Raw genomic sequence first — 21,816 nt, forward strand, 5'->3', positions numbered from 1 at the left:
GTGCTTGTCAAGGCATCTTTCCCGCCTTGACAAGCACCCCCGCGCCGTAGTCACAATCAGCTTCGGGGTGCCCCACGCAACCAACGTGCCAATGTCGCCGCCAGGCGACGAGGCAGGGCTACCCCACGCTCAACCCGTGCCGCTCCCGAACCAACTCCACAATCCCAGCCATAATGTCAGTCAACTCGTAATCCTTAGGCGTAAACACCCGAGCAATCCCCCGCTCGGTCAGCAAAGCAGCATCATCAGGCGGAATAATCCCACCCACAATCAGCGGAATATCCCCAGCCCCAGCCGCCCGCAACCCGTCAACGACAAGCGGCACGACCTCGAGGTGAGAGCCGGAAAGCACCGAAAGCCCAACCACGTGCACCCCCTCCTGCACCGCAGCCGCGACAATCTGATCCGGAGTCAGCCGAATCCCCTGGTAAATAACCTCAAACCCCACATCCCGAGCCCGAACAGCAACCTGCTCAGCCCCGTTGGAATGCCCGTCCAACCCAGGCTTCCCGACAAGAATCCGCAGCCGCTCACCCATCTCGGACTCAGTGCGCCGAACCAATTCACGGACCCGCTCCAACTCCGGATCCCCCTGCCCGGCAGCAGCTGCGGCAGAAACCCCGGTAGGCGCCCGATACTCCCCGAACACCTCCCGCAAAGCCCCGGACCACTCCCCAGTAGTCACCCCGGCCCGAGCACACTCCAAAGTAGCCTCGAACAAATTATCCGAAGTACCAGCAGCATCCTTTAACGCGGCAAGAGAAGCAGCGACAGCGGAGTTGTCCCGCTCCTCCCGCCACTTCTCCACCGCGCCAACCGCGGCCTTCTCCACCGCGGGATCAATAGTCTCGATCGCCTGAGCCCCCTCCGCCTGCAACGGCGACGGCTCGGTCGTCTCGAACTTGTTCACCCCGACGAGAACCCGCTCCCCGCTCTCCATCCCCCGCCGATACTCCGCGAGAGAAGAAACAAGCTGCGACTTCATATACCCGCTCTCGACCGCGGCCACCGCCCCGCCGAGATCCTGCACCCGGGCGATCTCCTCCCGAGCCCCGGCCACGATCTCGTCCACTTTGGACTCGACAACCCGCGACCCGTCGAAAATGTCCTCGTACTCCAGCAAATCCGTCTCGAACGCGAGCACCTGCTGCATCCGCAACGCCCACTGCTGATCCCACGGTCGCGGCAACCCCAGCGCTTCATTCCAAGCAGGCAGCTGAATCGCCCGGGCCCGCGAACCCCGCGACAGCGACACCGCCAGCATCTCCAGCACGATCCGCTGAACGTTGTTCTCCGGCTGCGCCTCAGTCAACCCGAGCGAGTTCACCTGCACGCCGTACCGCAGCCGGCGCGCCTTCGGGTTCTCGACGCCGTAGCGCTCGCGCGTCAGCTCGTCCCACAGCTGCGTGAACGCACGCATCTTGCACATCTCTTCGACGAACCGGACGCCCGCGTTGACGAAGAACGAAATCCGCGCGACGACCTTCTCCATGTCGGCCTGGTCGACTTGGCCGGAGTCGCGCACCGCGTCCAGCACGGCGATCGCGGTGCAGAGCGCGTACGCGACCTCCTGCGTCGGCGTCGCACCCGCTTCCTGCAGGTGGTAGCTGCAGATGTTGATCGGGTTCCACTTCGGCACGTGGTGCACGGTCCACGCGATCATGTCGGTGATCAGCCGGAGGCTCGGCCCTGGCGGGAAAATGTAGGTGCCGCGGGACAGGTACTCCTTGATGATGTCGTTCTGCGTGGTGCCGGTGAGCTTCGCCAGCACCTCGTCGACGTCGCGGCCCTCGGCCTCGGCCTGTTCGCGGGCCACCGAAACGTACAGCGCGAGCAGCCACATCGCGGGCGCGTTGATGGTCATCGAGGTGTTCGCCTCGGCGAGCGGGATGCCGTCGAACAGCTGCCGCATGTCGCCGATGTGCGAGACCGGGACGCCGACCTTGCCGACCTCGCCGCGCGCGAGCACGTGGTCCGGGTCGTAGCCGGTCTGCGTCGGAAGATCGAAGGCGACCGACAACCCGGTCTGCCCCTTGGCGAGATTCCGCCGGTAAAGCTCGTTGGACGCGGCGGCGGACGAATGACCCGCATAGGTGCGCATCACCCAGGGCCGGTCGCGCTCGTGGTCGGTGGGGTACGGCACGGTGCACCTCTCTTCGCCGAGACGACCGCCCGAGTGTACCCGCCGGTAACTTAATCGGCGGAGTGGAATCGGCCACGCCCGGGTGACGCGCCGGGCCGGACGACCACTACCCCGCGGTCGAGGTCGACGGTACCCAGCGGCGGCGCTCCCTGCGCTTCCTCCTCGAGGGTCATCTCGACCGAATCGCGGTGCTCGAGCTCGTTGCGCTTGGTGCCGTAGAGGAACGCGGTGACCTCGTCGAGGTACGTCGAGGACAGCCGCGCCTTGAGCCGCGACGGCTTTGTCTTGCGCCGCAGTTCCCAGCCGCCGACGATCAGCAGCACGATGGTGGCGACCGGCAGCGAGAGACCCAGCAAGGTCAGCAGCATGGTTAGCCAACGACCGGGCTGCGCGGAGCGTTCCGGGCGATCAGATCGGCGACTTGGGCGGCGTCCGGGACCGCCATCAGCTCCGGCAACATCGGGTACCAAGCGGGCCGCGACCGGTAGCCCTGGTCTCGCAGCCATTCGCTGGCCGTGGGGTGGAAGTCGATCGTCCCGGTGCCGTCGCCGTGGTCGCGCACCCGCGGCGGACGGAGGTCAGCGAGCTGGACCCAGCGGAACTCGATGCCCGGCGGCGACTCCGACACGAAAATCAGCCTGCGGTCGGTGACCAGGTACGTCGTCACGGCGATGAAGCCGCGCCGCTCACGGTTCCGCTCGTACCCGGTGGCGACGGCCATGGCGAGCACGACCATCCAGCCGATCATGCTCCAGGTGCTCAGGTTCAGTGCGGCGCCCAGCCCCGCGGCGGCGACGAGCAGGATCCCCACCGTGACGTAGTAGTGGTAGTCGCGGTAGCGCCGCACGTAGCGCTGCGGCCTCCCGGACCAGAGTAGCTGTTCATCCTCGGCCAGTGGGTACATGACGCCCTCCTCGCTCCCGAAGAGTGCACGCCGTCCGGTTCGCCCGGGTTGCCCGGCGGGTCGGAATTATTGGGTGCCGCGGCGGCGAGCGATCCGGGCATGTTCTACCCAGCGGCCGGGGTGCGCGGAGCGTTCCGGGCGATCAACTCGGCGACGCGCTCCGGATCCTCGATCGCGACCAGTTCGGGCACCATCGTCGTGAGCAACGACCGCGCCTGGAACCTCTGGGCACGCAGCCGCACGCGCAGGGGCGTCCCGAAGCCGACCGTGCCGGTGCCGTCACCGTGGTCACGAACCCGCGGGGCGGCCAGGTCGGGAAGCCACACCCAGCGGAACTCGATGCCGCCCGGACGGTCGGCGACGAAGACGATCCGGCGGTCGGTCACCAGGTAGGTGAGGACCCCGAACAGCACCCTCCGCTGCCGGTTCTGTTCGGCGATCAGCGCGATCGCCAGGACGAAGAAGCTCGGCCACAAGCTGAACGTGACGGGATCGATGTCGAACATCACGATGCCGACGATGCCGGTCGCGACGATCGTTCCGAAGCCCACCGCCACTGCGACGTAATTCTGGTAGTCCGCGTACCGGCGCACGTAGCGCTGCGGCCGCCCGGACCAGAGCAGCTGTTCATCCTCGGCCAGTGGGTACATGACGCCCTCCTCGCTCCCGAAGAGTGCACGCCGTCCGGTTCGCCCGGGTTGCCCGGCCGGCCGGAACCGGTGTGACGGAAATCCGCGAGACGTCGGCCGATCCGGGATCTACCGTGGTCAGACGTGACGTGGAGCGGGTACGGCAGTTATCTGGTGATCGTGGTCCTCATCGTGCTCGCGCCGGGGCCGGACACGATGGTGATGTTGAAGAACGCACTGTCCGGCGGGGCGCGCGGCGGCTTGCTGGCCACCGCCGGCATCTTCGCCGGCAACGCGGTGCAGGGCACCGCCGCGGCGCTCGGGCTCGGCGTGGTGATCGCCCGCTCGCAACCGGTGTTCCTCACGCTCAAGTGGCTCGGCGCTGCTTACCTCCTCTTCCTCGGCATCCAGGCGCTGCGCGGCGCCTGGCGCGGCAACTACGACGCGGTCGCCGACCCCCAGCGCAAGCGCGCCAGCGGCTTCCGGCGGTGGCGCGAGGGATTCCTGTCGAACATCACGAACCCCAAGGTGCTGGTGCTGTACCTGTCGGTGCTGCCGCAGTTCCTCGACCCGGTGCGCACGACGACCTGGGACGCGCTGGTGCTCGCGTACACGGTCGCCGTGCTGGGCACGATCTGGCTGCTGGTCCTCCTGTTCTTCGTGCATCGGGTCCGCGCGTGGCTCAGCCGCCGCAAGGTGCGCCGGGCGCTGGACGGGGTGACCGGCACCGCGCTGGTCGGCTTCGGCGCGGCGCTGGCCCTGGAAGCCTGATCCCGGTTCAGAGCGGTTCAGAGCGGTTCAGAGAACCTCGTCCAGCCAGTCGTAGATGCGGCCGTTCGCGAGCCGCATCGCGCCGACGTGGCAGTGCGCGTCCGCACCCTCCTCGGCGGTGAAGTTCAGCAGCTTCTTCGGGCCGCTGATCCGGTCGTACAACTGCTGCGGCTGACCGGTGAAGAACAGGTCCTCCGGAGCGTCGCAGATCAGCGCCGGGCAGGTGATGCGCTCGGCCACGCCGTCGTACAGGTGGTATTCGAGGTACTTCGCCAGGAACTCGCGATCGGTCGCGCCACCCATCACGTAGCGGCCGTGGCTCAGCGCCCAGCGCACGGTCGGGCTCTGTTCCCGCGCGGCGGCTAGAAAAGCGTCCAGCTCAGGGTCCTCCGGCGCTTTCGCCCGGCGGACGACCTCGTCGCGGTCCCACGGAAGCTGCTCCACGAAAACCGCGCCGGCGTCGAAGAGCCCGTCCACCGCGACGACCGCCGACAGCCTCGGCTCGAACGCCGCGGCGCGCGGCGCGAGCATCCCGCCCAGGCTCCAGCCGATCAGCGCGACCTTCTCCGGGATCACCTCCGGGAGAGCGAGCGCGTAGTCGAGCACCTGGCTGACGACGTGCTCCCAGTCCGGGCGGAACAGCATCCCGTCGCGGTGGACGGCGCTGGGCTGGCCGGGGCCGTCGAAGGTCAGCACGTGGTAGCCGCGTTCCTGGCCCGCCGTCGCGCCCATGAAGTGCAGGTCCTCGGCGCTGCCGTCGAAGCCGTTGTGCGCCACCAGAAGCGGCTTCGGGCCGTCGCCGGGAGCGCGGTAGAAGTAGCCGCGCAAGACGTGGCCGTCGTAGGGGATTTCGATCCGTTCGACGTAGTCGACCGTCTCCACCGCACGCTGGAAACACTCGACGTTGCGCTCGTAGGCGTAGTTGATCCGCGGGTCTTCGGGGTTGCCGTGCAAGAAAAACTCGGCGCGGCGGTAGTACGTCGAGGCGCGCAGGTACGCGTCGCGCGCGCTGACCGGGTGCATGGTGGCGGCTTCGGCATAGAGCCGTTCGGCGGTGGCGAGCCACGCGTCGTGCCAGCTGTCGTAGTCACCGGACTTGATGGTCGACGCGGTGGCGACGACCTCGCCGAAATCCGCGCCTCCGTAGGCGATCTCGCCAAGGGCGATCAGGGTTTCGAACCAGAATTGCGGGTCGTCTTCGAACAGCAGCGGCTTCATCGGATTTCCTCTTTCGCGAAAGTGCGGAAGTCACGGGCGGGTCGTCCGGCGACTCGCTCGACGGTGTCGGTCACGCGGTCCTCGGCGCCGCCGCGGATCGCCTCGTCCAGCAAGGCGAGCATTTCGGCGTACGACTCGGGAAGGCCGTCGCGGACCAGGAATCGCTGGTACTCAAGGGTGGGAACCGGAGCGTGCACGACCGGACGGCCGAGCCGTTTCCCGACGATCTCGGCGGCCTCGTGGTAGCTGAGCGCGCGCGGACCGGTGATGAGGTGGTCGGTGTTGTGCGGTTGCGGGTCGAGCAGCGCGCGAACGGCGACCGCGGCGATGTCGCCCGCGTCCACGAACGCCACCCTGGCGTCGCCGGTCGCGGTCACGATCCGGCCCGCGCGGGCGCTGTCGCCGACCAGGTGCCCGGCGGTGAAGTTCTGCATGAACCACGACGGCCGCAGCACCGCCCAGCCCGGCTGACGGCGGACCAAGCCAGGCAGACCGCCCACCACCGGAGTGTGTTCGTCCACGGAGGACGAACTGAGCAGGACCACCCGTGCGTCCGGCGCGTGGCTGAGAAACTCCTCGACGAGCGGCTGCGGATCGGCCGCGACCGGGGCGATCAAATAGACCGCCGAGACCCCGGCCAGCGCGGGGCCGTATGTCGCTGGCTCGTCCCAGTCGAAGCGGATCTGGCCTGGCTTAACGGGATTCCGAGTCGCCGCCCGAGCACGTGCCCCGGCGGCCTCGAGACCGCGCACGACGCGGCTGCCGGTGGTGCCGGTCGAGCCGAGCACGAGGACGTCAGACACCCGGAACCCCGAGAACGTCGATCACCGCGAGCGGGCTGAAGTAGTCGCGATAGCGGTGGATCAGGCCATCGCGGACAGTCAGCACCACGACGTAGCCCAGGCGATACGGCTTCTGCGTGGCGACCGCGATGCCGGCCAGTTCGAACTCCGCGATCGAGACCTCCGGATCGGTCGTCTGGTGCACGCGCTTGGCGGCGACCTCGCGCACGTCGAACAGGTTCGGGTAGTCGCGCAGGTACTCGGCCAGAGCGGCGCGGCCTTCGACGCGCTTGGGCTCGCTGGGCGCGGCGAACGGGAACTCGAGCACGGCGTCTTCGGCGAACAGCTGCACGAATCCGGCCATGTCGTGCTGGACCAGCAGGTCGAGCGCGTGATCGATGAGTGGCATCGGACCCCCTCCTCAGGAACGGACGAGACGGTATCGTCTCGACGCCAACGTACACGGGACGGGACCGTATCGTCCACCCGCTATGCTCATCGGCATGACGACCCGCCGGACGCCGACCGGAGCTGCCGTGCTGCAGCCCGACGTCACCTACGCCATCACCGAAGCCGTGATCGACGAGCTGGCCGATCACGGCTTCGGAAGGCTGTCGATGGAAGCGGTCTCGAAACGCGCGGGGGTCGGGAAAAGCGCGCTGTATCGGCGCTGGCGGTCGAAAGACGAAATGATCGGCGCGGTCATCGCGGAATTCAGCCTGGCACGCGCGGCGGACCCGGATACCGGCAGCTTGCGCGGCGATATCCGAGCCACCTTGGAGGCGCTTTACGGCTGGATCGCGCATCCGCGGTTTTCGCGGATTTTCCCCGGGCTGATCGCGGAAGCCCGCCAAAACCCGGCAATGGCCGAATTCGCCCGCGAAGCAATCGGCGGACCGCGGCGGGCGATCAACCGGGCGGTGTTCACCAGGGCGATCGAGCGCGGGGAGATCCCGGCGGACACGGATATCGAGATGGCGCTGGACCTGGGGCCGGGCATCGTTTACTGGCGGCTGATCGTGCGCGGGGTTCCGGCGGAGGAAGGGTATTTGGATCAGGTGACGGACCTGGTGGTGCGCGCGTTGCGCGCGTAATCACCGCCGCTCAGAGCAGGTTGTCAACTCCACTGACACCTCGACCGGAGTGGCGACCCGGAGCGTGCCCTGGTGTGCGCCGGTCGGCACGTAGGAATGAGTGGTCGCGTCGAGCCGGTAGCAGAAGACAGTGAGCCCGCCGACCTCGTCGGTGGTGTTCTCGATCCGCCAGAACTGCGGGATTCCGGCAGCGGCGTACTCGGCGGGCTTGTCGATTTGGTCGACAGTGATCGAGCCTGGCGACATCACCTCGACGACAAGGCGGCAGTGCTCCGGCCGGAGCACCGCGTCGACAGGCAGATCAGCGTCGTAAACGACCAAATCCGGCCGTCGGTTCAGCAACGGAACATCGCGCAGCCGGAGGTCGACGTCGAATTCCACGGCGAGATCATTTCCGCAGGCTGATTCGAGTCCGCGGGACAGCCGCCGAATGATTCTCTGATGCGTTCGCGACCGTGCTGGCCGATCACGAACTGCGCCGTCGACGATCTAGATCTCCCGGCAGCGCTCTTCGTCCCACTCCGCGTAATCAGCCGCGGTGCGGCCGCCGCTCAAGCCCGCTCCGGCTCTCCCGCCACCCGGTCGATCCGCGCGCCCAGCCGGTTCAGGTTCTCCACGAAATGGGGGTACCCGCGGTCGATGTGGAATACGTCCCACACCTCGGTCACCCCGTCCGCGCACAGCCCGGCCAGCACGAGCCCGGCCCCGGCGCGGATGTCTGAGGCCCAGACCGGCGCGCTCGACAGCTTCTCCACGCCCCGGACCACCGCGTGGTGGCCGTCCGTGCGGGCGTCGCCGGACAATCGGATCATTTCCTCGATGAAGCGGAACCGGGCCTCGTACACGTTTTCCGTGATCATCGACGTGCCCTCGGACACCGCCGACAGCGCGACCGCGAACGGCTGCAGGTCGGTGGCGAAACCGGGGTACGGCAAGGTCACCCAGTCCACCGCCTTCGGGCGTTCCGGCTGGACGACTCGGAAACCCTTGTCGTCGTAGGTCGTCACCTCCGCGCCGGCCAGGCGCAGCTTGTCCAGGACCAGGTCGAGGTGGTGCGGGTTCACGCCGCGCACGGTCAGGTCGCCGCGGGTCATCGCGGCGGCGAACGCCCAGGTCGCGCCTACGATGCGGTCGCCGATCACGCGGTGTTCGGTCGGGTTCAGCTGTTCGACGCCGTGGACGGTCAGCGTCGAGGTGCCCGCGCCCTCGATCTTCGCGCCCATTTCGGTCAGCATCGTGCAGATGTCGGCGATTTCCGGCTCGCGGGCGGCGTTGTCGATCACCGTCGTGCCCTCGGCGAGCACGGCCGCCATCAGGATGTTCTCGGTCGCCCCGACGCTCGGGAAGTCCAGCCAGATCTGGGTGCCGACCAGCGTTTCGGCCTTCGCGACGACGCAGCCGTGCTCGATGGTGCTCGTCGCGCCGAGTTTGCGGAGGCCGTTCTGGTGCATGTCCAGCGGACGCTGGCCGATCGCGTCGCCGCCGGGCAGCGCGACGACCGCCTGCTTCAGGCGGCCGACCAGCGGGCCCAGCACGCACACCGACGCGCGCAGCTTGCCCATCGCCGCCGAATCGGCGCGGTGCGACAGCTCCGCGGGCGTGGTGATGCGCGCCGTGTCGCCCTCGATCTCCACCTCGCAGCCGACGCTGCGCAGGACGTCGCCCATCAGCGGGACGTCCAGGATCTGCGGGCAGTTCGTGATGGTCGTGGTGCCTTCGGCCAGCAGTGCCGCGGCCATCAGTTTCAGCACGCTGTTCTTGGCGCCGACCACGTCGACCTCGCCGACCAGCCGGGCTCCGCCATGCACGTCGAAGTGCTCGCTCATGGCCGCCAATCATGCCCTCTCGCCCAGTTTTGCCCGAACCCGGGCCGGTAGAGTCGAACGTATGGTGGTTCGTATCAACCGGGTCTACACGAAGGTCGGCGACAGCGGCACGACCGCGCTCGGCGACGGCTCCCGGGTGCCCAAGACTTCCGCCCGGCTGTCCGCCTACGCCGACACCGACGAGGCCAATTCCGTGCTCGGCCTGGCGATCGCCCTCGGCGGGCTCACCGACGAGATCGCGCAAGTGCTGCGCCGGATCCAGAACGACCTGTTCGACGTCGGCGCGGATTTGTGCCTGCCGATCCAGGAGGACCCGCCGTACGAGCCGCTGCGCATCACCGAGGCGTACCTGGAACGGCTCGAAGGCTGGTGCGACGAGTTCAACGAGCGGCTGCCGAAACTCACGTCTTTCATCCTTCCGGGCGGCACCCCGGGCGCGGCGTTCCTGCACCAGGCGCGCACGGTCTCCCGCCGCGCGGAACGGTCGGCGTGGGCGCTGATGGAGGCCGAACCGGAGACCTCGAACCCGATCGCGGCCAAGTACCTCAACCGGCTCTCGGACCTGCTGTTCATCCTCGCCCGGCTGGCCAATCCGGACGGCGACGTGCTGTGGCAGCCGGGCGGCTGATCGCGGCCGCCGTTCCCGCCGCGGCAGGCCTCGCCGCCGGCGGCTGGGCGGCCCGCAACCTCAAGACGTACGACTGGGCGATGGCCCGCACGCGGCGTGCCGGGTTCACCGAACACGACGCGGTGGTCAACGGCTCGAAGCTCCATTACGCCCGAGGTCCGGCCGGTGACAAGCCAGCGCTCCTGCTGATCCACGGACAGGCCGTAGATGGGCAGAGCTACGCGCGCGTGCTGCCGGAACTGGCGCGGGACTTCACGGTGTACGCGGTCGACGTCCACGGACACGGTCGATCCGCCCGGACGCCGGAGAAGTACACCGCGGCCGCGATCGGGGCTGATCTGGCCCGGTTCGTCGAGGACATCATCGGGACGCGGGTCGTCGTATCCGGGCATTCGTCGGGCGGCCAGCTGGCGGCCTGGCTCGCCGGAAACCGGCCGGACCTGGTCCGCGCGCTCGTGCTGGAAGACCCGCCGCTGTTCACCACCCTGCTGCCGCGGGCGGAGAAAACCTGGAACTGGGTCGATCTCGCCACCGCCTGCCACACGTATCTGCGGTCCGGCGAATCCGACTGGGGCGCCTACCTGTTCGAGCACCAGAAGCTGTGGGACTTCTTCGGCGACGGCGCGGCCCGGATCGTGCGATCCGGGCTCAAGCGGCGGGAGAAGCATCCGGACCGGCCGATCACGGTGTTCTTCATGCCACCGAGCTGGAACGACATGCAGCGCGCGGTCGAGCACTACGACCCGCGTTTCGGCGACGCCTTCTACACCGGTGCCTGGGACGAAGGGTTCGACCACGAGGCGACCCTGCGCAAGATCGAAGCGCCGACGATCCTCGTCCACGCCAACTGGAAATACGGCGAGGACGGCGTCCTGCAAGGCGCGATCGACGCGGACGACGCGCGGCGGATCGCCTCGCTGATCAACGACGTCGAGGTCGTCCGGGTGGACAGCGGCCACAACGTGCACGGAGAGAAACCGGCGCGGTTCGCCGAGCTTGTCCGCGCCGTCACGGCCCGGCTCTGACTACCGGGCCCAGTTGGCTTCTTGCGCGGCCCAATAACGCTCGTAGTCGACGTCCCACGTCGAATCGCGGCCCGGTTCGACAGCCTGGGCGACAGTGAGGTCCTCGAGCCGCACCGGCTTCGGCAAGGTCTGCCACCGGCGGGCGCGGTCTTCCCGTTCTCGGGCGTCCATGCACCCAGGGTAGCGCCGCAGAACCCGCCGTACGAGAAGCAAAAACCGGGCCCGCCACAATGGCGGACCCGGCTGAAAAACTCACGAAGCTCGCGGGAGCCTTCGCCCCGGCGGAGCCGATTCGAGCCACGACAGGAACCCGGTCAGCGCACCCGGCCCCATCGCGATCTCGATAGCTTCCTGGTCCGAGGACTCGCAGCGCAGCACCGTCGACCCCTCAGGCACCGCGTACGCCTCGGAACCGGACGGGTCCCGCCGGTCCGCGATCTGCATGCTTTCCCGCTGGAACACGCGATCCGGGCCGGTGCGCAGGCTCCACACCCGGTACCAGACGAACTTCTCGCCCTCGTACCGGCCGAGGCCGAGATGCCAGCTCGAACGGGGACTGTCCGGACGCCACCGCAGCGCGACGCTGACGCCGCCGCCGCGGCGCATCCGGATCCACCGCTGGCCGTACCAGCCGACCACGACGACAAGCACGATCAGGAGCGCTAGCACCACCACAGCGATCTGCACGGCCCGGCTCCTGCCCGTCTAGTCCGCTCAGACCGACTGTCCAGCCGCGCGGAGCTGGGCCGTGGCCCTCGTCCGCTCGGCCTCGTCGCCGGTGCTGAGGGCTGCCTTCGCGGCGGCCACGTCGATTTCGTCGGACAGCTCGGCGCTCTCCGCGAGCACGCTCACCCCGGTCCCGGTGACGGACAGGAATCCGCCGTGCACCGCGGCGGTCAGCACGTCGCCGTCCGTCGTGTTCACCTTCACCACGCCACCCTCGACGAGCTGGCCCAGCACCGGCTCGTGTCCGGGCATGATGCCGATCTCGCCCTCGGTGGTCTGCGCCACCACGAAGGTGGCGGTACCCGACCAGAGCCGGCGCTCGACGGCAACCAGCTCCACGGACATCTCAGCCACGTAGCACTCCTTCGCTCGGGGTGTCACCACCGAGTGTAATAGGTCTTGCTTCGGTTACGAGAACGGCGGGGGCCGATGTCCACAATGGACAGTGCCCCCGCCGGTCTCACGCACTCACTTGCCGGTGATCTCGTGGTACTTCTTCTCGAGGTCCTCGAGCCCGCCGATACCCAGGAACGCCTGCTCCGGGTAGTGGTCGAAGTCGCCCTTGGTGATGCGGTCGAACGACTCGATGGTCTCGGCCAGCGGCACCGTGGAGCCCGGGATCTGCGTGAAGGCCTCGGCCACCAGCATGTTCTGGGACAGGAAGCGCTCGATCCGGCGCGCCCGCTGCACGGTGAGCTTGTCCTCTTCGGAAAGCTCGTCCATGCCGAGGATCGCGATGATGTCCTGCAGCTCCTTGTACTTCTGCAGGATCCGGATGACCTCGGAGGCGACGCGGTAGTGGTCCTCGCCCACGATCGCCGGGTCGAGGATCGTCGACGTCGACGCCAGCGGGTCCACCGCCGGGAAGATGCCCTTCTGGAACACCGACCGGGAAAGCTCGGTGGTGGCGTCCAGGTGGGCGAACGTCGCGGCCGGGGCCGGGTCGGTGTAGTCGTCCGCGGGCACGTAGATCGCCTGCATCGAGGTGATCGAACGGCCTCGGGTCGAGGTGATCCGCTCCTGCAGCTGGCCCATCTCGTCGGCCAGCGTCGGCTGGTAGCCCACGGCCGAAGGCATGCGGCCCAGCAGGGTCGACACCTCGGAACCGGCCTGGGTGAACCGGAAGATGTTGTCGATGAACAGCAGCACGTCCTGGTTCTGGACGTCGCGGAAGTACTCCGCCATGGTCAGCGCGGACAGCGCGACGCGCATACGCGTGCCCGGCGGCTCGTCCATCTGGCCGAACACGAGGGCGGTGTCGTTGATGACGCCGTCCTCGGACATCTCCAGGAAGAGGTCGTTGCCCTCACGGGTGCGCTCGCCGACGCCGGCGAACACCGACGTACCGCCGAAGTTGCGGGCGACACGGGTGATCATTTCCTTGATCAGCACCGTCTTGCCCACGCCCGCGCCGCCGAACAGGCCGATCTTGCCGCCCTGCACGTACGGGGTCAGCAGGTCGACGACCTTCAGGCCGGTCTCCAGCATTTCCGTCTTGCCTTCGAGCTGGTCGAAGGACGGCGGGTTGCGGTGGATGCCCCAGCGCTCGAGGTCGTCGCCGTAGCCGGGCTCGTCGAGGCACTCGCCGAGCGCGTTGTAGACGTGGCCCTTGACCTTGTCGCCCACCGGAACGGTGATCGGGCCGCCGGTGTCGGTGACCTCCGCACCGCGGACGAGGCCGTCCTGCGGCTGCAGCGAAATGGTGCGCACGAGGTTGTCGCCGAGGTGAGCCGCGACTTCGAGCGTCACCGTCTTGCGGAGCTGCTCGAACTCGATCTCGACCTTGAGCGCGTTGAACTGGTCGGGGACGGAACCGCGCGGGAACTCGACGTCGACGACCGGCCCGGTCACCGAGACGATGCGCCCCTTGGCGCGCGGGGCTTCAGTACTGGTCATCAATCATCACTTCCTGCTGCGGTGAGCGCGTTCGCGCCACCGACGATTTCGGAGATCTCCTGGGTGATCTGCGCCTGCCGGGCCTGGTTCATCTCCCGCGTCAGGGTGCCGACCAGGTCGTTCGCATTGTCCGACGCGGCCTTCATCGCCGTGCGGCGGGCCGCCAGCTCCGAAGCGGCCGACTCCAGCAGCGCCGAGTACAGCCGGGTGTTGATGTACTTCGGCAGCAGCGCGGAGAGCAGCTTGTCGGCACTGGGCTCGAACTCGTAGCTCGGCAGCAGACCGGCCGGCTTCTCGTCCGTGCCGTCGGAGTACTCGACCTCCAGCGGCGCGACCCGCTTGGCGACCGGGCGCTGCGTCAGCATCGACACGAACTCGGTGTAGACGACGTGGATCTCGTCCACGCCGCGCACGCCGTCCGCGTTCCCCGAAGCGTCGTCGACACCCGCGTTGAAGGACTGCACCAGCGTCTCGGCCGCCGCGACCGCGTCCGGGTAGCCCGGCTGGTCGGAGAAGCCGATCCAGCTGCCGGTCACCGGGCGGTTGCGGAACCGGTAGTAGTTCAGGCCCTTGCTGCCGGTGGTGTAGACGTCGACGTCCTTGCCCTCGGACTTGAGGAGGGCAAGCAGCTCTTCGGTCGCCTTCAGCACGTTGGAGTTGTAACCGCCGCACTGGCCCTTGTCACTGGTGACGACCAGGACGGCGGCGCGCTTCGGGTTCGGGCGCTCGACCAGGAGCGGGTGGTCGAGGTTGGCCGCCGCGCCGGCCAGCGCCGAGAGCACCTTGGTGATCTCGTCCGCGTACGGCCGGGAAGCGGCGACCTTCGCGCGCGCCTTGGTGATGCGCGCGGTGGCGATGAGTTCCATCGCCTTGGTGATCTTGCCGATCGACTTCGTCGCCTTGATGCGCGAGCGAAGCTCCCGGAGTTGTGCGGCCATGGGCTACCAGCTCACTTCTTCGGGGCGGGCTTGTTGACCTTGACGGTCTCCTGCCCGACCTTCTCGGCGGCCATCGCGTCGGCGTTCGACTCGAGCGGCTTGCCCTCGGAGGTGGTGAACTCCTTCTTGAACTCGTTCACCGCCGCGATCAGCGCGTCGCGGGTGTCGTCCTCGAACTTGCCGGTGTCGCGGATCGCGCCCAGCACCTCGGCGTGCTTGCGCCGCGCCGAGTCGAGGAACTCGAGGTTGAAGCGGCGCACGTCCTCGGTCGGGACCGAGTCGAAGTAGCCGTTCGTGCCCAGGTACACCGTGGCGACCTGCTCCTCGACCGGAACCGGCGAGTACTGCGGCTGCTTGAGCACCTCGTACAGCCGGGCGCCGCGCTCCAGCTGCGCCTTCGACGCGTCGTCCAGGTCCGAGGCGAAGGCGGCGAACGCCTCCAGCTCGCGGTACTGGGACAGGTCGATGCGCAGCGAGCCCGCGACGTTCTTCATCGCCTTGACCTGCGCGGCGCCACCCACGCGGGACACCGAGATGCCCACGTCGATGGCCGGGCGCTGGCCGGCGTTGAAGAGGTCCGACTGGAAGAAGCACTGGCCGTCGGTGATCGAGATGACGTTGGTCGGGATGTAGGCCGACACGTCGTTCGCCTTGGTCTCGATGATCGGCAGACCGGTCAGCGAGCCGGCGCCCAGCTCGTCCGAGAGCTTCGCGCAACGCTCGAGGAGACGGGAGTGCAAGTAGAAGACGTCGCCGGGGAACGCCTCGCGGCCCGGCGGGCGGCGCAGCAGCAGCGAGATCGCGCGGTAGGCGTCGGCCTGCTTGGTCAGGTCGTCGAACACGATCAGGACGTGCTTGCCCTCGTACATCCAGTGCTGGCCGATGGCCGAGCCGGTGTAGGGGGCGATCCACTTGAAGCCGGCCGAGTCCGAAGCCGGGGCCGCGACGATGGTGGTGTACTCCATCGCGCCGGCCTCTTCGAGCGCCGACTTCACCGAGGCGATCGTGGAGCCCTTCTGGCCGACCGCGACGTAGATGCAGCGAACCTGCTTCTTCGGGTCGCCGGTCTCCCAGTTGGCCTTCTGGTTGATGATCGTGTCCACCGCGACCGCGGTCTTGCCGGTCTTGCGGTCGCCGATGATCAGCTGGCGCTGGCCGCGCCCGATCGGGGTCATCGCGTCGATCGCGGTGATGCCGGTCTGCAGCGGCTCGGCCACCGGCTGGCGCTCGACCACCGAGGCGGCCTTGACCTCCAGCGGACGCCGGGTCGTGGTCTCGATCTCGCCGAGGCCGTCGATGGCGTGGCCGAGCGGGTTGACGACCCGGCCGAGGTAACCTTCGCCGACCGGCACCGAGAGGACCTGACCGGTCCGCTTGACCTGCTGGCCTTCTTCGATGCTCTCGAAGTCGCCGAGGATCGCGGCGCCGATGGAGCGCGCGTCCAGGTTCAGTGCCACGCCAAGCACGCCGCCCGGGAACTCGAGCAGCTCGTTGGCCATGGCCGAGGGCAGCCCTTCGACGTGGGCGATGCCGTCACCGGCGTCGGCGACGACGCCGACCTCTTCCCGCTCCACGGAAGGGGCGTAACTCGAGACGTAATTCTCGATCGCGTGGGCGATCTCGTCCGAGGAGATCGTCAGCTCCGCCATTTCGTTCCCGCTCTCGCTTCTCTTCTGTCCAGTGTGCAAAGTCTGTAGTGCCGCTCAGGCCCGGCTCAGCGTGCGGCGCACGGCCGCCAGCTGCCCGGAGGTGCTGCCGTCGATGACCTCGTCCCCGACGCGGACGACGAGTCCGCCGCCGAGTGCCGGGTCGATCTCGACGTGCAGCGCGATCGGCCGCCCGTAGATGCCGTCGAGCTTGGTCCCGAGAAGGGCCCGCTGCTCGTCGGTGAGCGCGTTCGCCGAGGTCACGTACGCGACCGAGCGCTCGCGCCGCTCGGCGGCCAGCGCGACCAGCTTGTCGAGCGCGTTGCCGATGCCGCGCCCCTTGGCGCGCTGCACGGCCTGCTCGACCAGGGTCTCGACGACCGCGTCGACCTTGCCCGCGAACAGCCCGCGGACCAGGGTCCGCTTCGCCTCCGCGGGAGCGGTCAGGTCGGACAGCGCCGCCTCGAGTTCCGGGGCGCCCGCGACGATCCGCGCGACCTGGAACAGCTGAGACTCGACGGTTTCGACGTTCCCGGCCTTTTCGGCGGCGGTGAGCAGCGCCGAACGGCCGATCGATTCGAGCCCGTCCACCAGCTCGCGGGGACTGGACCAGCGGCTGCCCGCCACGGTGTCGAGCACCTTCAGGGCCTGCTCGCTCAGCTTTCCGTCGAACAGGCGGCGGACCAGGCCCTGGCGGCTCTCCGGCGCGACCGAAGAATCGCCGACCGCGCGGCGCAGGCCGATTTCGCGGTCAAGGAGGTCGACAACCGAGAGCAGCTCGTCCCCGACCTTCGCGGGATCGGCACCCGCGCCGGCCAGCACCTCGCCGAGGCGTTCCTCGGCGAGGTCGAGCGCTTCACGGCTCGCAGCATGCAGCGTCATCTCTGGTTACTTCCCCGCTCCGTTAGTGGCCCCGGCGGTGTCCAGCTCCGCGAGGAACCGGTCGACGGTGCCGCGACGGCGCGCCTCGTCCTCGAGCGACTCGCCGACGATGCGGCCGGCCAGCTCGACCGCGTTGCGGCCCATTTCGGCCCGCAGCTCGGCGACGATCTGCGCCTTCTGCGCCTGCAGCTGGGCGTGGCCCTGCGCCACGATCCGCTGGGATTCGGACTCCGCCTGCTCCCGCAGCTCCGCCTTGATCTGCTCGGCTTCGAGCCGGGCGTCGTCGCGGATCTTCGCGGCTTCGGAACGGGCGTCCGCCAGCTGCGCCTTGTACTCCGACAGCGCCTTCTCGGCCTCTGCCTGAGCCTTCTCGGCCTTCTCGATCCCGCCTTCGATCTTCTGCGCCCGCTCCTCGTACGCCTTCTCGAAACGAGGGACGACGTACTTCTTGAGGATGAACAGCAGGATCAGGAAGGCGACGATGCCGAGGATCACTTCCGGCCACGCCGGAACGATCGGGTTCTCTGATGCGAGCACCACTTCGGTCTTCAGCACAACGTCTCCTTACGCGAGAGCGGACGACTCAGGCGGAGGCGATGAAGTAGATGACGATACCGATCAGGGCCAGCACCTCGGTGAGCACGAAGGTGGCGTAACCGATGCCCTGCAGCTTGCTCTGGGCCTCCGGCTGACGCGCGGTGCCGTTGATCACCGCGGCGAAGATCAGGCCCACACCGATGCCGGGGCCGATCGCGCCCAGGCCATAGCCGATCGCGGCGAGGCCCTTGTTGATGCTGACGGCTTCGGCGGCCTGCTGGGCCAGAACGATGTTGCTCACGTGCGTTTCCCTTCACTTCGGTCCGCGCACTCACGCGGATCGGGGTCTTTAGGTGTTCTCAGTGCTCCGACGCCAGCGCGGCGCCGATGTACCCCGCGGACAGCAGGGCGAAGATGTACGCCTGGAGGCACTGGATGAACGCTTCCAGGAACGTCAGGCCGATGGCGAAGATCCACGCCACCAGCGACACCGGCTTCAGCGCGATGCTCGAGGTCTCGGTCAGCAGGAAGGAGCCGCCGAGGGTGAAGACCGCCAGGATCAGGTGTCCCGCGAACATGGCCGCGAAAACACGGATGGCGAGCGTGAGCGGGTTCAGGAAGAACTTTTCCGCGAACTCGATCAGTGCGTACAGCGGAAGCACCGCGCCGGGGACGCCGGCGGGCGCGAGTTCCTTCTTGAAGTACCCGCCGAGCCCGTGCTTCTTGATCCCGACGTAGTGGTACATCGGGTAAACCACGAGCACCGACAACGCGATCGGGAACCCGAACCGCGCCATGGTGGGGAACTGCAGGAACGGGATGACCCCGTAGAGGTTGTTCAGCAGGATGAAGGTGAACAACGCGAAGATCACCGGCACGAAGCGCTGGAAGTCCTTCGAGCCGATCTGCTCGCGGGCGATGTTGTTGCGCGCGAAGTCGTAGATGCCCTCGGCCACGAACTGGCCTTTGGTCGGAACGACCTTCAGCTTGCGCGTCGCCAGCAGGAAGTACCCCGCGATGATGATCACCGAGAGCACCACCAGAAGCATCGGCTTCGTGACGAAGCCGAACAACGGCGGCAGCTCAAAGCTTTCGGCGCCAGGGGGCGCGAAGGTCGCACCCTCGGTCAGTACCAGCGCGGCCACTGGGCTCCTCCCGGTTCTCCCGGCCGGCGTTCACTCCGCCGGGGGAATCGTCACGATCTGGACTTAACGTACCCGATACTCATCGGGACGCCGGAGGCGGCGGTACCCACCGCGCGCGGAGTCCATTAGCCGGTCCGCGCACGTGGGATGTCTCGCGTGAACACTGCCCTGCGGTCTACTTCGGACCAGGTGAGAGAGGCGGAACCATCCGGTCGCCACACTGCTGATCGCGGTTCGTCGTCGGGAGTGCGCGGCCGAGGCCGCCACCCATGACGCGGACCATACCAGCAGGTCAATCAGTGCCGTACAGGCGTACTCCTTACCAGCCGAATGGTCCAGGACCTAGGTCCCGGGTCCGGCTGGGACCCTTGTCCCGAATCCGTCAATTCGAGGCGGGAATGATGGTCGGGATACGCGCTTTGCGGAATGTCGCGAACTCCACCGCGGCGGCCACGAGAATGGCGACGATCATCGTGATCCCGAGCGAAAGCGGGTGCAGCACGGTGACGCCCTTGAGCAGAGTGAGCGCGAGGAACAGCAGGATGACCTTCGCCGCGTAACCGCCGAGCGCGATGAGCATCACCAGCGACGGGTCCTGTCCGGCGGATACCTTCATCATGCCCAGCGTCGAGAGCGAGGCGACCATCGCCAGCACGCCGCCGACCAGTGCGCCGAGGAAGCCGTGCAGTCCGTTGAGGACGGTGAAAAGAACAATGCAGACCAGGATGAACGGCGGGGTGAACAGCAGCGAGGCCCGCGTCATCGAGCGCGCGAGCTGGCGCACCGGAGCGGCGTGCGGGTTCTCCGGAGCCTTGGCCTGGGACGCGGCCTCGGACGTCTCGGGCGTCGTCTCCGGCGTCTCGGTGTCGCTCACTGCATTAGCTCCTCGTTCGGTTCGACCCGCCAGTATAGACCGCCCGCGGTCTCACACGCCGTGGCGGTGCCGGGAACGCAGTCTCGGCACCAGTGAAACGAGCACCGCCATCACCAGTGCCGCGCCAATCGCCCAGAACACGACCGGGCTGTCGAAAATCGTGATGGAGACCGCGCCGAAAGAGAGAATTCCGGCCCACAAATAGATCAGCAGCACCGCGCGCCGTTGCGAATGGCCGATTTCCAGCAACCGGTGGTGCAGATGCATTTTGTCGGCGGCGAACGGGCTCTGCCCGCGCCGCGTGCGCCGGACGACGGCCATCACGAGGTCGAGCACCGGCACGAAAAGCACCGCGACGACGACCACCAGCGGGGACAGCAGGGCCAGCGCGTCCGAGGCGGAGAACCGGGTGTAGTTGACTCGCCCGCTCGCCGACGTGGTGGCTCCGGCGAGCATCAGGCCGATCATCATCGATCCGGAGTCGCCCATGAAAATTTTTGCCGGCTGGAAGTTGTACGGCAGGAAACCGAGACAGGCTCCGGCGAGCGCGGCGGCGATGAGCGCGGGCGGGTACGCGCCGAAGTCGCCGCCCGCGTTGTCGAGCAGGCCGAGCGAGAACGCGCAGGTGGCCGTCGCGGCGATGAAGCCGAGCCCGCCGGCCAGCCCGTCGAGGCCGTCGACGAAGTTCATCGCGTTGACCATGACGACGACCATGACGACGGTCAGCAGCGCGCCCTGGTTCTTGTCCAGCACCAGCACCGAGCCGATGGAATCGCCGTTTCCGCCCCACGGCACCCAGAACGACACCCACTGCACGCCGAAGATGACGAGGATCCCGGCGCACATGACCTGTCCGGCGAGCTTCGTCCACGCGTCGAGTTCGAACCGGTCGTCCAGGATGCCGATGAGCGAGATGACGCCCGCCGCGAGCAGCACGCCGACCGCGTCGTAGGAGACGTCGAAACCGTGGCTGAGCGCGGGAAGCTGGTGCGCGAGGCCCATCGCCGCGGCGATCCCGAGGTAGATGCCGACGCCGCCCATCCGCGGGATCGGCTTGACGTGCACGTCGCGCGCGCGAGGGTTGGCGATCGCGCCGATCCGGATGGCCACGCGCCGCACGACGCCGGTCAGCAGATAGGTCACCGCGGTCGCCGTCAGCGCGACGAGCAGGTACTCCCGGATCGGGAGAAGTCCTTGGACTACAGGCATGACCGCGTCACGCCCGCCGGGAGGTCGGAGTCACCGCGCCACGCTACCGCGCCCGCGTGCGGTGCCGGTGAACGGCAGTCACTTGCCCGGCTCAGTCCAGCGTCTCCTCGGCGACGCCGATCACCTCGGCGATGGCGGCCTTCGTGACCGCGCCCTCGCGCAGCACCACCGGCTTGTCGCCGGTGAGGTCCACGATGGACGACGCCACCGCTTCGCCGCTCGACCCGCCGTCGAGGTACACCGACACCGAATCGCCGAGCTGCTCTTGAGCTTCCTCGGCGGTCGAGGCGGGCGGACGCCCGGAGACGTTCGCGCTCGACACCGCCATCGGGCCGACGTCGCGAAGCAGCTCCAGCGCGACCGGGTGCAACGGCATCCGCAGCATCACCGTGCCGCGCGAGTTGCCGAGATTCCACTGCAGACTCGGCGCGTGCGGCAGCACGATCGACAGGTCGCCGGGCCAGAACGCCTCGATGAGCGCGCGCGCCTGCGGCGGAACGCCGAGCACCAGACCGTCCACAGTGGACCAGGAACCGACGAGAACGCCGACCGGCATGTCCGGGCCGCGGTTCTTCGCCCGCAGCAACGCCTGGACGGCGCCGGAGTCGAACGCGTCGGCGCCAATGCCGTACACCGTGTCCGTCGGCAGGACGACCAGCCGGCTCGACCGCACCGCGGCAGCCGCCGCGGACAGGCCTTCGGCTCGGGATTCGCGCTTGCCGCAGTCGTAGACCGCACTCATGACGGGCAGCCTATCCCCCGGCGCGGAGGGGTTCGGAGCGCCCCGATGTGCGACGGGGCGGTGGAGCGGTCTGGCTCCGGCGAGGGGCCGGCTCGGTACGCGATGCGGAGGTCCGTGAAGGGCTCCTTGAGGGAATCAGATTCCCACAAGGAGCCCTTCACGGACAATCGGGTAAAGCTCAGCCGGCGCGCAGGTGCAGCT

Annotated in this window: 26 protein-coding genes; 4 read left to right on the forward strand and 22 right to left on the reverse strand. The window is 68.2% G+C overall.

All coding sequences use genetic code 11. The annotated features are described in order from the left end of the window. Window positions 1-118 precede the first annotated feature (118 nt). The 4 genes from ACFXI3_RS42965 to ACFXI3_RS42980 form a co-directional block, all read right to left on the reverse strand. Entirely contained in the window at window positions 119-2,143 is a 2,025-nt protein-coding gene (locus ACFXI3_RS42965) for a protein meaA (RefSeq protein WP_378407643.1), read from the reverse strand. A gap of 50 nt (window positions 2,144-2,193) precedes the next feature. Then, a complete protein-coding gene (locus ACFXI3_RS42970) occupies window positions 2,194-2,511 on the reverse strand; it encodes a DUF6191 domain-containing protein (RefSeq protein ID WP_378407645.1) in 318 nt (105 codons plus the stop codon). Between the two features lie 2 nt (window positions 2,512-2,513). Then, window positions 2,514-3,047, reverse strand: a complete 534-nt coding sequence (locus tag ACFXI3_RS42975; protein WP_378407647.1) for a hypothetical protein — start codon at window positions 3,045-3,047, stop codon at window positions 2,514-2,516. Between the two features lie 104 nt (window positions 3,048-3,151). Next, the gene (locus tag ACFXI3_RS42980; protein ID WP_378407649.1) at window positions 3,152-3,697 is read right to left on the reverse strand and encodes a hypothetical protein; all 546 of its coding nucleotides are present in this window, start codon (window positions 3,695-3,697) and stop codon (window positions 3,152-3,154) included. Between the two features lie 123 nt (window positions 3,698-3,820). Between ACFXI3_RS42980 and ACFXI3_RS42985 the strand changes: the two genes are divergently transcribed. Then, a complete protein-coding gene (locus ACFXI3_RS42985) occupies window positions 3,821-4,447 on the forward strand; it encodes a LysE family translocator (protein ID WP_344271486.1) in 627 nt (208 codons plus the stop codon). Window positions 4,448-4,474: 27 nt separating this feature from the next. Here the strand turns inward: ACFXI3_RS42985 and ACFXI3_RS42990 are convergent, their stop codons facing one another. Genes ACFXI3_RS42990 through ACFXI3_RS43000 form a run of 3 tightly spaced genes read right to left on the reverse strand, consistent with a single transcriptional unit; the run spans window position 4,475 to window position 6,856 of the window. Further along, the gene (locus ACFXI3_RS42990; protein WP_378407651.1) at window positions 4,475-5,665 is read right to left on the reverse strand and encodes an alpha/beta hydrolase family protein; all 1,191 of its coding nucleotides are present in this window, start codon (window positions 5,663-5,665) and stop codon (window positions 4,475-4,477) included. After that, window positions 5,662-6,468: an NmrA family NAD(P)-binding protein gene (locus tag ACFXI3_RS42995; RefSeq protein WP_378407653.1), complete on the reverse strand. Its 807-nt coding sequence runs from the start codon at window positions 6,466-6,468 to the stop codon at window positions 5,662-5,664. Before ACFXI3_RS42995 ends, ACFXI3_RS42990 begins: the two co-directional genes overlap by 4 nt. Next, window positions 6,461-6,856, reverse strand: a complete 396-nt coding sequence (locus ACFXI3_RS43000; protein ID WP_344271477.1) for a nuclear transport factor 2 family protein — start codon at window positions 6,854-6,856, stop codon at window positions 6,461-6,463. The genes ACFXI3_RS42995 and ACFXI3_RS43000 overlap by 8 nt, the downstream gene beginning before the upstream one ends. Before the next feature lie 94 nt (window positions 6,857-6,950). On the opposite strand from ACFXI3_RS43000, the gene ACFXI3_RS43005 reads away from it, so the two are divergent. Continuing rightward, window positions 6,951-7,541: a TetR/AcrR family transcriptional regulator gene (locus ACFXI3_RS43005; protein WP_344271474.1), complete on the forward strand. Its 591-nt coding sequence runs from the start codon at window positions 6,951-6,953 to the stop codon at window positions 7,539-7,541. Here ACFXI3_RS43005 and ACFXI3_RS43010 read toward each other — a convergent pair whose 3' ends face one another. Together ACFXI3_RS43010 and murA are read right to left on the reverse strand one after the other, a co-directional pair. Beyond that, a complete protein-coding gene (locus tag ACFXI3_RS43010; RefSeq protein ID WP_378407666.1) occupies window positions 7,542-8,030 on the reverse strand; it encodes a Uma2 family endonuclease in 489 nt (162 codons plus the stop codon). Window positions 8,031-8,092: 62 nt separating this feature from the next. Further along, window positions 8,093-9,367, reverse strand: coding sequence for a UDP-N-acetylglucosamine 1-carboxyvinyltransferase (gene murA, locus ACFXI3_RS43015; RefSeq protein ID WP_344271468.1), 1,275 nt, complete (start codon window positions 9,365-9,367; stop codon window positions 8,093-8,095). Between the two features lie 61 nt (window positions 9,368-9,428). Here murA and ACFXI3_RS43020 point away from each other — a divergent pair, with 61 nt between their 5' ends. Beyond that, window positions 9,429-9,995 carry a cob(I)yrinic acid a,c-diamide adenosyltransferase gene (locus tag ACFXI3_RS43020; protein WP_378407656.1) on the forward strand — a complete coding sequence of 189 codons (567 nt, stop codon included), beginning with the start codon at window positions 9,429-9,431 and terminating at the stop codon, window positions 9,993-9,995. Next, window positions 9,977-11,020 carry an alpha/beta fold hydrolase gene (locus tag ACFXI3_RS43025; protein WP_378407658.1) on the forward strand — a complete coding sequence of 348 codons (1,044 nt, stop codon included), beginning with the start codon at window positions 9,977-9,979 and terminating at the stop codon, window positions 11,018-11,020. The genes ACFXI3_RS43020 and ACFXI3_RS43025 overlap by 19 nt, the downstream gene beginning before the upstream one ends. Here ACFXI3_RS43025 and ACFXI3_RS43030 read toward each other — a convergent pair whose 3' ends face one another. The 13 genes from ACFXI3_RS43030 to ACFXI3_RS43090 form a co-directional block, all read right to left on the reverse strand. Next, window positions 11,021-11,191 (reverse strand): hypothetical protein, encoded by a 171-nt coding sequence (locus ACFXI3_RS43030; RefSeq protein WP_378407660.1) that lies wholly within the window; start codon window positions 11,189-11,191, stop codon window positions 11,021-11,023. Window positions 11,192-11,272: 81 nt separating this feature from the next. Further along, window positions 11,273-11,707, reverse strand: coding sequence for a DUF2550 domain-containing protein (locus ACFXI3_RS43035; protein ID WP_344271456.1), 435 nt, complete (start codon window positions 11,705-11,707; stop codon window positions 11,273-11,275). A gap of 27 nt (window positions 11,708-11,734) precedes the next feature. Next, the gene (locus ACFXI3_RS43040) at window positions 11,735-12,091 is read right to left on the reverse strand and encodes a F0F1 ATP synthase subunit epsilon (RefSeq protein ID WP_344272320.1); all 357 of its coding nucleotides are present in this window, start codon (window positions 12,089-12,091) and stop codon (window positions 11,735-11,737) included. A 123-nt stretch (window positions 12,092-12,214) separates the two neighbouring features. After that, on the reverse strand, window positions 12,215-13,642 hold the full coding sequence (atpD, locus tag ACFXI3_RS43045; RefSeq protein WP_344271452.1) for a F0F1 ATP synthase subunit beta: 1,428 nt from the start codon (window positions 13,640-13,642) through the stop codon (window positions 12,215-12,217). After that, complete coding sequence (locus tag ACFXI3_RS43050) at window positions 13,642-14,580, reverse strand: F0F1 ATP synthase subunit gamma (protein WP_344271449.1); 939 nt, start codon at window positions 14,578-14,580, stop codon at window positions 13,642-13,644. The genes atpD and ACFXI3_RS43050 overlap by 1 nt, the downstream gene beginning before the upstream one ends. 11 nt (window positions 14,581-14,591) lie before the next feature. Continuing rightward, window positions 14,592-16,229, reverse strand: a complete 1,638-nt coding sequence (gene atpA / locus ACFXI3_RS43055) for a F0F1 ATP synthase subunit alpha (protein ID WP_344271446.1) — start codon at window positions 16,227-16,229, stop codon at window positions 14,592-14,594. A 54-nt stretch (window positions 16,230-16,283) separates the two neighbouring features. Then, a complete protein-coding gene (locus ACFXI3_RS43060; RefSeq protein WP_344271443.1) occupies window positions 16,284-17,108 on the reverse strand; it encodes a F0F1 ATP synthase subunit delta in 825 nt (274 codons plus the stop codon). Window positions 17,109-17,114: 6 nt separating this feature from the next. After that, window positions 17,115-17,663 carry a F0F1 ATP synthase subunit B gene (locus tag ACFXI3_RS43065; protein ID WP_344271440.1) on the reverse strand — a complete coding sequence of 183 codons (549 nt, stop codon included), beginning with the start codon at window positions 17,661-17,663 and terminating at the stop codon, window positions 17,115-17,117. A gap of 28 nt (window positions 17,664-17,691) precedes the next feature. Then, the gene (locus ACFXI3_RS43070; RefSeq protein WP_037815373.1) at window positions 17,692-17,946 is read right to left on the reverse strand and encodes an ATP F0F1 synthase subunit C; all 255 of its coding nucleotides are present in this window, start codon (window positions 17,944-17,946) and stop codon (window positions 17,692-17,694) included. Between the two features lie 58 nt (window positions 17,947-18,004). Beyond that, window positions 18,005-18,790, reverse strand: coding sequence for a F0F1 ATP synthase subunit A (gene atpB / locus ACFXI3_RS43075; protein ID WP_344271433.1), 786 nt, complete (start codon window positions 18,788-18,790; stop codon window positions 18,005-18,007). Between the two features lie 382 nt (window positions 18,791-19,172). Then, window positions 19,173-19,664, reverse strand: a complete 492-nt coding sequence (locus ACFXI3_RS43080) for a hypothetical protein (protein ID WP_344271430.1) — start codon at window positions 19,662-19,664, stop codon at window positions 19,173-19,175. Between the two features lie 51 nt (window positions 19,665-19,715). Further along, entirely contained in the window at window positions 19,716-20,873 is a 1,158-nt protein-coding gene (locus tag ACFXI3_RS43085; protein WP_344271427.1) for an MraY family glycosyltransferase, read from the reverse strand. 91 nt (window positions 20,874-20,964) lie between these two features. Continuing rightward, on the reverse strand, window positions 20,965-21,615 hold the full coding sequence (locus tag ACFXI3_RS43090; protein ID WP_354743953.1) for an L-threonylcarbamoyladenylate synthase: 651 nt from the start codon (window positions 21,613-21,615) through the stop codon (window positions 20,965-20,967). Window positions 21,616-21,816 lie beyond the last annotated feature (201 nt).

The sequence above is a fragment of the Amycolatopsis sp. NPDC059235 genome (assembly GCF_042754125.1).
In the GTDB taxonomy this organism is placed as follows: domain Bacteria; phylum Actinomycetota; class Actinomycetes; order Mycobacteriales; family Pseudonocardiaceae; genus Amycolatopsis; species Amycolatopsis albidoflava.

Excerpts from the sequence above, each read along its gene's own strand:
- ACFXI3_RS43050 (WP_344271449.1), bottom strand. The coding sequence starts at position 14,580 with ATGGCCGCACAACTCCGGGAGCTTCGCTCGCGCATCAAGGCGACGAAG.
- ACFXI3_RS43030 (WP_378407660.1), bottom strand. The coding sequence starts at position 11,191 with ATGGACGCCCGAGAACGGGAAGACCGCGCCCGCCGGTGGCAGACCTTG.
- ACFXI3_RS42970 (WP_378407645.1), bottom strand. The coding sequence starts at position 2,511 with ATGCTGCTGACCTTGCTGGGTCTCTCGCTGCCGGTCGCCACCATCGTG.
- ACFXI3_RS42980 (WP_378407649.1), bottom strand. The coding sequence starts at position 3,697 with ATGTACCCACTGGCCGAGGATGAACAGCTGCTCTGGTCCGGGCGGCCG.
- ACFXI3_RS43040 (WP_344272320.1), bottom strand. The coding sequence starts at position 12,091 with ATGTCCGTGGAGCTGGTTGCCGTCGAGCGCCGGCTCTGGTCGGGTACC.
- ACFXI3_RS43060 (WP_344271443.1), bottom strand. The coding sequence starts at position 17,108 with ATGACGCTGCATGCTGCGAGCCGTGAAGCGCTCGACCTCGCCGAGGAA.
- ACFXI3_RS42975 (WP_378407647.1), bottom strand. The coding sequence starts at position 3,047 with ATGTACCCACTGGCCGAGGATGAACAGCTACTCTGGTCCGGGAGGCCG.
- ACFXI3_RS43005 (WP_344271474.1), top strand. The coding sequence starts at position 6,951 with ATGACGACCCGCCGGACGCCGACCGGAGCTGCCGTGCTGCAGCCCGAC.
- ACFXI3_RS43090 (WP_354743953.1), bottom strand. The coding sequence starts at position 21,615 with ATGAGTGCGGTCTACGACTGCGGCAAGCGCGAATCCCGAGCCGAAGGC.
- murA (WP_344271468.1), bottom strand. The coding sequence starts at position 9,367 with ATGAGCGAGCACTTCGACGTGCATGGCGGAGCCCGGCTGGTCGGCGAG.
- ACFXI3_RS43000 (WP_344271477.1), bottom strand. The coding sequence starts at position 6,856 with ATGCCACTCATCGATCACGCGCTCGACCTGCTGGTCCAGCACGACATG.
- ACFXI3_RS43020 (WP_378407656.1), top strand. The coding sequence starts at position 9,429 with ATGGTGGTTCGTATCAACCGGGTCTACACGAAGGTCGGCGACAGCGGC.
- atpA (WP_344271446.1), bottom strand. The coding sequence starts at position 16,229 with ATGGCGGAGCTGACGATCTCCTCGGACGAGATCGCCCACGCGATCGAG.
- ACFXI3_RS43085 (WP_344271427.1), bottom strand. The coding sequence starts at position 20,873 with ATGCCTGTAGTCCAAGGACTTCTCCCGATCCGGGAGTACCTGCTCGTC.
- atpD (WP_344271452.1), bottom strand. The coding sequence starts at position 13,642 with ATGACCAGTACTGAAGCCCCGCGCGCCAAGGGGCGCATCGTCTCGGTG.
- ACFXI3_RS42990 (WP_378407651.1), bottom strand. The coding sequence starts at position 5,665 with ATGAAGCCGCTGCTGTTCGAAGACGACCCGCAATTCTGGTTCGAAACC.